Annotated in this window: 7 protein-coding genes; 3 read left to right on the top strand and 4 right to left on the bottom strand. The window is 66.5% G+C overall.

Annotated features, from left to right (window positions below; all coding sequences use genetic code 11):
• On the bottom strand, positions 1–1,297 hold a 1,297-nt coding region (locus GEV06_27280), incomplete at its 3' end, for a hypothetical protein (GenBank protein MPZ21563.1).
• A 37-nt stretch (positions 1,298–1,334) separates the two neighbouring features.
• On the opposite strand from GEV06_27280, the gene GEV06_27275 reads away from it, so the two are divergent.
• Positions 1,335–1,685 carry a hypothetical protein gene (locus tag GEV06_27275; GenBank protein ID MPZ21562.1) on the top strand — a complete coding sequence of 117 codons (351 nt, stop codon included), beginning with the start codon at positions 1,335–1,337 and terminating at the stop codon, positions 1,683–1,685.
• Here the strand turns inward: GEV06_27275 and GEV06_27270 are convergent.
• Complete coding sequence (locus GEV06_27270) at positions 1,667–3,550, bottom strand: SUMF1/EgtB/PvdO family nonheme iron enzyme (GenBank protein ID MPZ21561.1); 1,884 nt, start codon at positions 3,548–3,550, stop codon at positions 1,667–1,669. The genes GEV06_27275 and GEV06_27270 overlap by 19 nt on opposite strands.
• 774 nt (positions 3,551–4,324) lie before the next feature.
• Between GEV06_27270 and GEV06_27265 the strand changes: the two genes are divergently transcribed.
• Entirely contained in the window at positions 4,325–5,665 is a 1,341-nt protein-coding gene (locus tag GEV06_27265; GenBank protein ID MPZ21560.1) for a hypothetical protein, read from the top strand.
• A gap of 920 nt (positions 5,666–6,585) precedes the next feature.
• Here the strand turns inward: GEV06_27265 and GEV06_27260 are convergent.
• Both GEV06_27260 and GEV06_27255 read right to left on the bottom strand, forming a co-directional pair.
• Positions 6,586–7,971: an amidohydrolase family protein gene (locus GEV06_27260; protein MPZ21559.1), complete on the bottom strand. Its 1,386-nt coding sequence runs from the start codon at positions 7,969–7,971 to the stop codon at positions 6,586–6,588.
• The gene (locus GEV06_27255; GenBank protein ID MPZ21558.1) at positions 7,968–8,270 is read right to left on the bottom strand and encodes an alpha/beta fold hydrolase; all 303 of its coding nucleotides are present in this window, start codon (positions 8,268–8,270) and stop codon (positions 7,968–7,970) included. Before GEV06_27255 ends, GEV06_27260 begins: the two co-directional genes overlap by 4 nt.
• A 307-nt stretch (positions 8,271–8,577) precedes the next feature.
• Between GEV06_27255 and GEV06_27250 the strand changes: the two genes are divergently transcribed.
• Positions 8,578–9,319, top strand: a 742-nt coding sequence (locus GEV06_27250; GenBank protein ID MPZ21557.1) for an FAD-dependent oxidoreductase, incomplete at its 3' end; no start/stop codon positions are given.

Genomic DNA, 9,319 nt, shown 5'->3' with positions numbered 1-9,319 from the left:
TCATCAGCTCGAGGGCCTTGGTGCTCTGGCCGTCGGTCATTGACAGCATGGCCGCCAGCTCCTGTTCCATGACCGAAACCGCCTGCGCATCGACGGGATACATGTGGTCCATCTGATGCGTGTCCGGCGATGCGCCTTCGCCGCCCTGCATCGCGCGAATCGCGGCGAGCGCCCGCGATGCCTCCTCACGCTTACCGTGATTCAGCGCGCTCAATCCCGCAGCGAGGTGGTGCGCCGCAAGGCTCAGCCGGTCCGGTGCCGACACCCTCGTCGACGACTCGTAAGGCTCGCCTGTCTCGAGCGCGTACATCGCGCGCATCTGCACGAGATGGAAGCGCGTCAGCGGTGTGTTCCGCTCGGCCGCCAGGCGCTCCATCGTCTCCAGCACCTTGCGCGCATCGGCGAATCGGCCCTGCTGCAGGTACGCGTATTGACGCCACCAGAGCGCATGGTAGCCTCCGGACTCCATCTCTTGGCCCGTACGTTCGGCGCTTTGCTTCGACGCCTCGAACGCCTCTTCGTTCGATTGCGCGGCTTCATCCCACATACCCACGGCGAAGAAGATATGGGAAGGCATGTGCCGTGCGTGAGACGCCTCCGGCGCGACCTTCGCGTACACACGTGCGGCGCGCAATCCGAGCGGAGCGTGAACCGGGTCGTCGTAGCAGTGGATGGCGTAGTGGAGGGCCCCAGGGTGCTCTGGGTTGCTGGTCAGAATCTCTTCGGCGATGGCGGCAGCGCGCATGAAGGTGGGAACGTCCCGCCCGGCGTGGGATGTGCCGAGCAGGCTGAGAGCGAAGAACGCAGCTGCTTCGTTGTCGTCTGGATAGCGCTCGTGGAGGCGCCGCATGGCGGCAGCGTACTTCACGTCACGGTCTTCCTTCTTGCCGTCCCCGTAGAGGATCTCGACCGCATTCAAGTATGCCGCCTCCCGTGGTGTGGGCGCCTTCGCGCGCCTCGCCTCGGGCGTCGGGCCGAGCCGCTCGAGCACGGCTCGCGCGGAGGCGATGTCCTGCGCGAACCACAAGGGCTCGTTGTCGGTCATCGCCTCGCCCCAGTACGCCATGACGAACGCGGGAGCGGCGCGTTGCGCCGTGCGGAACGCATCCCGTGCCTCGCGATACTGAAAGCTATGCAGAAGACCCACGCCGCGCAGGAAGCGCTGCTGTGCCCGGCCGGACTCCGACGTGGGAAAATCGATGCGGCCGAGACCGAGCTCCTGCGATTGTCCGGCAGAGAAGCCAGTGAGGACGGCTAACGCGATGGCGGTTGCAATCGTTCGAAACACCGTGGCCACGATTCTAACCTCGAGGTGCGCGCGGTGATCGACCTCGATCAGCCGAAACCGACTGAAGTCGGTAGTGGCGCGCGTTGACCGCGTGGGCGGTGGCTGCCGAATTGCCGGTGCAGCTTGGGGAGGTCCCGACGCCATCGAGCGCGTGGACGTGCAGATCGACGGCCAGCCGTGGCGGAGCGCGGCGCTCGCGCGCCGGGGAGATCCGCACGCCTGGTCGCTCTGGACCTTCGAGTGGACCGATGCCACGCCGGGCACGCATACGGTTGTGTCGCGCGCGACCAACTCGCGCGGCCGGATCCAGCCGGAGCGCTCGGCGCTCATCAGCGCGCGTGAGGACAACTCGCAGTGGCCCCGGAAGGTCGCCGTCGCTCAAGGCTTCAGGAAGTGATTCAGCCAATCGAACGCGCGTGACACCGCCTCGGGTGTCGGCGTGTGCCCCGCGCGGTGATTGAGGTAGCCCACGTGCTCCGGCTTGCCAACCAGGCGGTACGCAGCCCGTGCGGCGTTGATGTAATGCCAGCTCTCGTCGGTGTCGTACTCGTCGCCGCCGACGAGTAGAAACGGCCGTGGCGCGATGAGCGCGATCAGCTCGTGTTGATCGGTGCCGGGGGGCAGGGCGGTGACCTTCTCACCGAGGTACCAGTAGTCTTCGTAGTTGGAGAACGTCAGCCCGATGCCCGGCTCCGATGACACGGCCGCACGGATGCGAGGCTCGAAGGCCGCCGCATACAGCGCCATCTTGCCTCCGAGCGAGTGACCGATGATCCCAATGCGATCGGCATCCGCATCGGGCAGTGTCTCGATGTACTCGACGAGGCGCCGCGCATCCGCGACCCATTTGCCCAGCCCGGTCGTGCCGGGATCGCGCAGGGCGAGATTGGCGACTGCCTCGCTGTACGACTCACCGTAGCTCTCGCCGAACCAGCGGACAGCGACGGCGAGATAGCCGTGCTGCGCTGCGGTGTACGCGTACGCATTGACACCTCGATCTGGATCGAAGCGGCGGCCGCCGAGATCCGCGGCCGCGGGTGTGTCGACGTCGTAGAACGGAACGATCATCACGGGCCAGGGCCGGTGGTCGCGGTGGCTGGGTCGCAGCACATAGATCTTTTCCGAGGCGCCCGGCTCCATTTCAAGGTCGATCATTTGTCCGACGAAGTTGCGCTGCGTGAGCTCGCGCAAGACGCGGGCGGCGGGCTTGCCGGTCCGCCGTTTGGGGATTCCGAGCAGCGCTTCCCACTTCGCCCGGATTTCTCCGGCGCGCTCCTGCCACGCTTCGACGGAGGTCCCCTTGGGTGCGAGTGGCGAGAGCGAGCCGATGGATCCCTCGAACGCGGGCGGCGGATCGTCGTACGGCTCCAAGAAGGTGGGGGACTGCGGCTGGCGCCGTTCGGTCGTGTCGAGGCTGCGCGCTACGCGGAAGCCGGTGTATCGACTTCGCGAATCGGCGCGCATCGAGGAGCGGTAGTCGCGTGACCAGCGCGACGTCGTGGTGACAAAGGATCCGCCGCGAATCACGCGCGCTGGTCCCCACGCTGGACCGACCGGATCACGCACCGCATCAGGGCTGGCGACGGCCCCGTAGTGGTCGCCGCACCACTCCCAGACGTTTCCGCGCAGATCGCAGACGCCGTGGGCGTTCCGCGTCCGCGAGCAGACCGGCATCGTGCCTTTCTCGAGCGCGTCATGCAGGATGCGGAGGCTCTTCGTGCTCGTGTCGCCGACGTTGGCGACCTCGTCCAGCGCGGTTGCCGCCGGCGGCGGTCCTGCAGCGACCATCCATTCGGCTTCGGTCGGGAGTCGATACCCCGAGCACGGCTCGGGCCGACGTCCCGTCGCCATGTCGTAGCACGGCGTGAGCCCTTCTTTCGCGCTGCGCAAGTTGCAGAAGCGAATGGCGTCCCACCAGGAGACGTTCTCGACCGGGCGGCTGCTGCCCTTGGACACCGAAGGGTTCTCGCCGGTCATGGCTTCGTACTCACGTTGGGTTACCTCGGTGGCGCCCAGCAGGAACTCGCTCACCGATACGCGCAGCTCAAGGGTCGTGATGCGATCCGAGACGTCATAGGACGCGGCCGGGATGCGGACCAGATCTCGTGCAGGTGTGCCGTGGGCGGCGATTGCCGCCGCGGGGCGCCGGCCGGATTGTGAAGCGGGAAAATCGATGCGTCCGAGCTCAGGCTGCTGTGGACACACGCTGCGCGAGCCGACCAAGCACAATGTCACGAGACCGAGAGCAATCGTTCGAAGCACCTTTCCGCGGATTCTACCCGAGTTGAGACCGGCTTGCCGCTTTCTTCGATCCTGCGTGTGACGCGCGGCGTGATGCAGAGCGCCTGGCCGTCGGCCGATGCGGTTCCAACAAGCTGATGAGGTCGTACCGTACCCAGGCCTCCGCGCTTCCGACCCGGTGGATGGCCCAGGCGATCAGCGACCCACCCGCCATAGCGTCCACGGAATCGCGCGCCGCCCGCGCGAGCGCCAGCATGGGCACGCGCTTCGAGCCAAGCGCCGAACGAGCGCGGCGGCCGAGAGGCCAACTTCGGCGCCGACCTCGGCGAGCGTGAACTTGGCGGGTCCACGCCGCGAAGTGATTCGGCCCGCCGCTTCCAGGATCCCGGCGTCATCGATGGTTCTGGGGCGCGGCGCCATGCTTGACAAATAGTAAACCGGCGTTTACTTTCAGCGGAAACGCAACGGCCGTTAACTAATGAGGAGGACCCCATGGCCGGAGTGCACATGAGCGGCGCGGAGCGGGTGTCGGAGCTGGAGCGTTACCGCCGCACGCTGCTCCGGATGTGGCACCCCCAGCGCCCAAACGTGCGACCGCCATCATAAAAGTACTTGACGTGATTTTCGACGCACGCGCGCTCTGGGACGGAGTGTCACGAGAACGGCCGTTTGCCGGCGCCACGTTAACCGTGAAACAGCGTTCGCTGGTCAGGTCGACTGAAAAGACGGATCGGCGCGTTTGCGTGCGCTGTCGAGCCATTCTGCGCCTCGAAAATCGCCTTCGTATAATGGGACATGGCGACTCTCATTTCCTCGTACAATCGACTCTCCGATCAGAGTCTCCTCCGCGAGGTCGGCCGCCTCGCTGCTTGTGAACGTGACGCCACCGTGCACCTCGTCGCCTCCCTCGCTGCGCTCGATCAGCGCCACCTCTATCTCCCCGAGGGCTACGGATCGTTGTTCGGCTACTGCACGCAGGTTCTCCAGCTGTCGGAATCCGCGACCTATAAGCGCATCGCGGCGGCGCGCGCCGCGCAGCGGTTCCCAGTGATCCTCGAACGGCTCGCCGCGGGCGATGTGACGCTCACGACCATTCGCTTGTTGGCCCCACATCTGACGGAGGCGAACCATATCGCGCTCTTGGCCGAGGTGCGGCATCGTAGCACGCGCGAGGTCGAGCAGATTGTGGCGCGGCTGCAACCTCGCCCCGATGTGCCGAGCACGGTGCGTAAGCTCCCAACGCCGCCGGCCGTCAGCCAGACGGCCTCACCACCGCTCCAGTCGACCACGCCAGATCAGCCAGCGGTCGCGCCGACCCCGGCGGCGACGCGCGACGACGTACCACCCTCCTGCGCACCGCCTGTCAGCAACGCTGCCGCCACGTGTCACGAGCCCGTGTGTGCTCCGCCGCCAGACCGACCACACACCAACGTGACGCCGCTCGCACCGGCCCGTTACAAAGTCTCGTTCACGATCGGCGCCGAAACCTACGGGAAGCTCCGCGAGGCCCAACACCTGTTGCGGCACGTCATTCCCAGTGGCGATGTGGGGGCGCTGTTTGATCGGGCGCTCACGCTTGTGTTGCGCGACGCCGCCAAGACGAAGTACGCGGCCACCGAGCAGCCGCGCGTGAACCGCCCGTCGAGCCTTCGACAGGCACAAGAGCGCCCCGAGCGGGGTCGCACAACCGCACCGAAGACGCGGTCACGGCACATCTCTGCCGAGGTTAAGCGCCGCGTGTGGGCCCGCGACCACGGCGAGTGCGCCTTCGTGAGCGCGAGTGGCAAGCGCTGCGCCGAACGCGGCTTCCTCGAATATCACCATCTCGTGCCTTACGCGGCGGGCGGGGACGCGTCCGTTGAGAACATCTCGTTGCGCTGCAGACGCCACAATGTCCATGAGGCCGAACAGGTGGCCGGGCCGTGGCAGCCGTCATCGGTTCGAGAAGAGCGTCCCGGCTACGGTGGCGAGGGAGTGGCGCCCCGCGAGAGGCCAGCTCGCGTTCACGTGCGCCACGTGTTCGCGGTTGGTGAGGCGGTCTGTCGGCACGCGAGCCATGCGGCAACTGGCCGCGCGGCCAGTTCGTGGAGGCCGCCACCCACGGCCGCGCCGTTAGCCGCCGTCAAAACCGGCTGACCGAGCGATCTCGTGTCGCGGCCCTAATCGACAAGGATCTCTTCAATAACGTCTCTCATTCCACTGGGGCGATACTGGTCTTCGCGCATTCGACTAACGATAAGATCCCGAAATACAGGGTACTTGACGAGTCCGTTCATGAAACGGCGAGTGTACCGCTTCAGGATGTCGCGACCTCGAAAGGTCTGCTTCCACCGGCCTGATGCAAGATCAGCTTGAAGCATCTCCCTATGGTGGTCGACAAGCTCTCGGATCTTCACCTCTGACAACTCGGCGGCAGCCGTCGCTGTGACCCGCTCCAGCGATGACGTCACCGCGTCAACCAGTGCTCGTGTCAGATCCGGTGCCCCCGGACTAACGGCTGTCTTGATGCAGGCGACCAAGTGAGTGTTGGCGTGTCGTTCGACGTGGTACTTTACGAGACTCGGGATCGTCTCCTCGGCACACATGGCCAACTCAGCTTCGACGGTCGCATCGTCCTTATCTCTGGCTCCAACTGCAGTGGAAGACGAAAATGCCAGAGCATGGAGAGACCGTTGCGCTGACATAGCGCACCGGAGGTCCCGCTTCAACCACGCCAACTGAGAACGGCCAACGACGGACCTGTCGAGCGACAACTACGGCCGCATCACGACGCTGAATGGGCTGTTCCCGCTGCGCACGATCGTGCTCGGCGCGAGGGTGTTCTATTGATCCGACTGCCGCTTCTCGTCGCGCTTCTCGCTTGCCTGAGCGCCGCGCCGCCCGTCGCCCAGGGGTGTGGCATCGCTGCATGGAGCTCGCGGCGCTCCACGAGTGCCATACCAACGGCCTGGTGCGCCGCCGCATCGTCGGGTCGCGCGACTGTGGCCGCGCGCAGGTGCTCTATCGTCACTCGGGCCATGAAAATATGGGCAGCGTAATGGCGCGCCGCGGGATCGTTACCGTGCGTTCGGCGTCTGCCTGGCGGGCTGCAGGCATGCCTGCTCGACGCCCGAGAGCAGCCGGTCGAGGGCAGCGCGATCGAACCAATGTCCCGTCGTCATGACGCCGCGGATTTTGCGCGTGTTGACAATGTCTGACAGCGGGTTGGCGTCGAGGAGGACAAGGTCGGCGACGTGTCCCGGCTCGACGCAACCCATGGTCCTGTCGATGCCGAAGAACATCGGCGCATGACGCGTGGCGATGCGTAAGGCTTCCATTGGACGGAACCCGACGCGCCGTACGAGGATTTCGAGCTCGTCGTGCAGGCTGAAGCCTGGATACATGAAGGCGACCCCGACGTCGGTTCCCGCGAGAAACCGCACGCGCGCGTCGCGCAGCTCGCGGAGGTCGCGAAAGAAGCCCGGGAGGAGCACGCGGAACGGCCCGATCGGCTCGTCCTTCTTCTCGTCCACCTGCTCGCGCCAGTCCTCGACGAGATAGCCGCACGCGTACTTGCGGCGCGAGTCCAGCATCCCTTTCCTATCTTGTAGGCGCCTGACCGACTCGTCGTGCGGCACCAGCAGCGACTGGTCCACGTTCGCGAGCGTCGTAGACATGAACAGCCCCGCATGCGCGAGATTGGCGAATAACGCGCGCCGCTGCACCGCCGTGCGGTCGTTGAGCGGTGGATAGGCGACGAAGTGCTCAATGCTGCGCACGGCGTCTTGTCGCAGATCTTCAGGCGGCGCGAACGGATGGGCCGCGAGTGGTAGGCCCTGTCGCTTGGCGGCGTCGGCGATCGCGCGAAACGTCGACGGGTTCTGCGTCGTCCGCACCTTGATCAGATCCGCACCCGCAGCCGCCAGGCGATTGACGACTTCTCGCGCCTCGTTTGGTCCGCCGACGCTGACGCGCAGTCGATCGATCGGCTCTATCGTCTGCTGTTGCTTCATCCGCTCCACGTTCGCAGGCGACTCCAGCATCGGACCGGCGGTCTTGATACGAGGACCGACGAGCGCGCCCGCCTCGATTTGCGCGCGCCACGCCTGTACTTCCTGCAGGTCGCTCCCCATGTCACGAACTGCGGTCACGCCATTAGCGATGTACAGCGGCAAGGTGTTCAGGCCACCTTTGGTCAAGTGGACGTGGGCGTCCCACAAACCGGGAATCAGGAACTTTCGGGCCCCGTCGATTCGCCTGGCTCCGCTCGGCAGCGGCACCGACGCGGCCTGGATGGCGCGAATGTAGCCGTCCTCGACGATGACCGTCTGGCCCGCGTCGCCGGCGTCGCGGCAGGGGTTGACGACGGTGACGTTCGTGATGGCGATCGGCATAACGGGCGTGCCTTCAAGGGTCAGCGCGCCAAGCAGCGACAGCGTCATGACGACCACGGTTCGCATCATGTCAGGTCCCCGGACGGCCAAAGCGCCTCGGGCATCCGACCGATGAGTAGCGCCGTCTGCGGAGGTCGACGCTGCGGCGCGCACGAGCCGGATACGAACACGTGACTCGGCTTCGGCCAGTCCGTGTCCCGGAAATACCGCGCCAGCTCGAAGGCGATGCGCGCGCCCATGCTGTGGCCGAATAGCGCGAACGGCGCATCAAACTCGAGACGGAGCTCTTCCGCAAGCGCCGGGAGCAGCGATTCGATCGCGTCATACGGTGCCTCTCCGTACCGCGCGCCGCGTCCGGGAAGTTCCACGGGCTGTCGTGCGGCGCGCTTGTCCGCCGTGTGGCCGGAGCGCCGCCTGTGGCGACCGTGTTCGGTTGGGGGGTGTTGGGTTGGGCGTGGTCGGTTGGGGGTTGGCTAGCCGATGCCTCCGACGTGCTTGCGGCGGCCTCGCGACTGGACTTCCTCACTATGGCTGAAAGCCTGGCGGTGGTCGCCCGCGATGCCGGAAAGGAGAGCACCCACTGCGCGCCATTCTCAATGTATAGCGCACCGGGGGACTTGTGGCAAGACCCGGGTCGTGCCGCAGACTTGTCGGCCTACGGAAATGGGGGTTGTGATGATTGACGTGATCGTTGCCGGCGGTGGACCGACCGGCTTGATGCTGGCCAGCGAGTTGCGGCTGCACGGCGTACAGGCGCTCGTGCTGGAGAAGGAGGCGGAGCCGACCCGGCAGGTCCGGTCGCTCGGCCTGCACGTGCGCAGCATCGAGGTGATGGACCAGCGCGGTCTGCTGGAGCGGTTCCTCGCGCACGGCCAGCAGTACGCGCTCGGCGGTTACTTCGCCGGCATCGACAAGCCGTGGCCTGACCGGCTGGACACCGCGCATTCCTACATCCTCGGCATCCCGCAGACCATCACCGAGCGCCTGCTGGCCGAGCGCGCCACCGAGGTCGGCGCCGAGATTCGGCGCGGCTGCGAGCTGGTCGGGCTGAGCCAGGACGACCACGGCGTGACCACTGAGTTGGCCGACGGCACGCAGCTGCGTTCGCGCTACCTCGTCGGCTGCGACGGCGGCCGGAGCACGGTGCGCAAGCTGCTCGGCGTCGGCTTCCCCGGCGAGCCCGCCAGGGTCGAGACGCTGCTGGGCGAAATGGAGGTGGCCACGCCGCCGGAGACGCTGGCTGCCGTGGTGGCCGAAGTCCGCAAGACCCACAAGGGGTTCGGCGCCGGGCCCTCCGGGGACGGGATGTACCGCGTCGTCGTGCCCGCCGAGGGGGTGGCCGAGGAGCGCTCGGTCCCGCCGACCCTCGAGGAGTTCAAGCGACAGCTGCGGGTGTTCGCCGGCACCGACTTCGGCG

The organism is Luteitalea sp., from assembly GCA_009377605.1.
Classification (GTDB): Bacteria; Acidobacteriota; Vicinamibacteria; order Vicinamibacterales; family Vicinamibacteraceae; genus WHTT01.
Note: the sequence above shows the minus strand (reverse complement) of the source record. Positions and strands in the feature narration are given on the sequence as shown.

Excerpts from the sequence above, each read along its gene's own strand:
- GEV06_27265 (MPZ21560.1), top strand. The coding sequence starts at position 4,325 with ATGGCGACTCTCATTTCCTCGTACAATCGACTCTCCGATCAGAGTCTC.
- GEV06_27260 (MPZ21559.1), bottom strand. The coding sequence starts at position 7,971 with ATGATGCGAACCGTGGTCGTCATGACGCTGTCGCTGCTTGGCGCGCTG.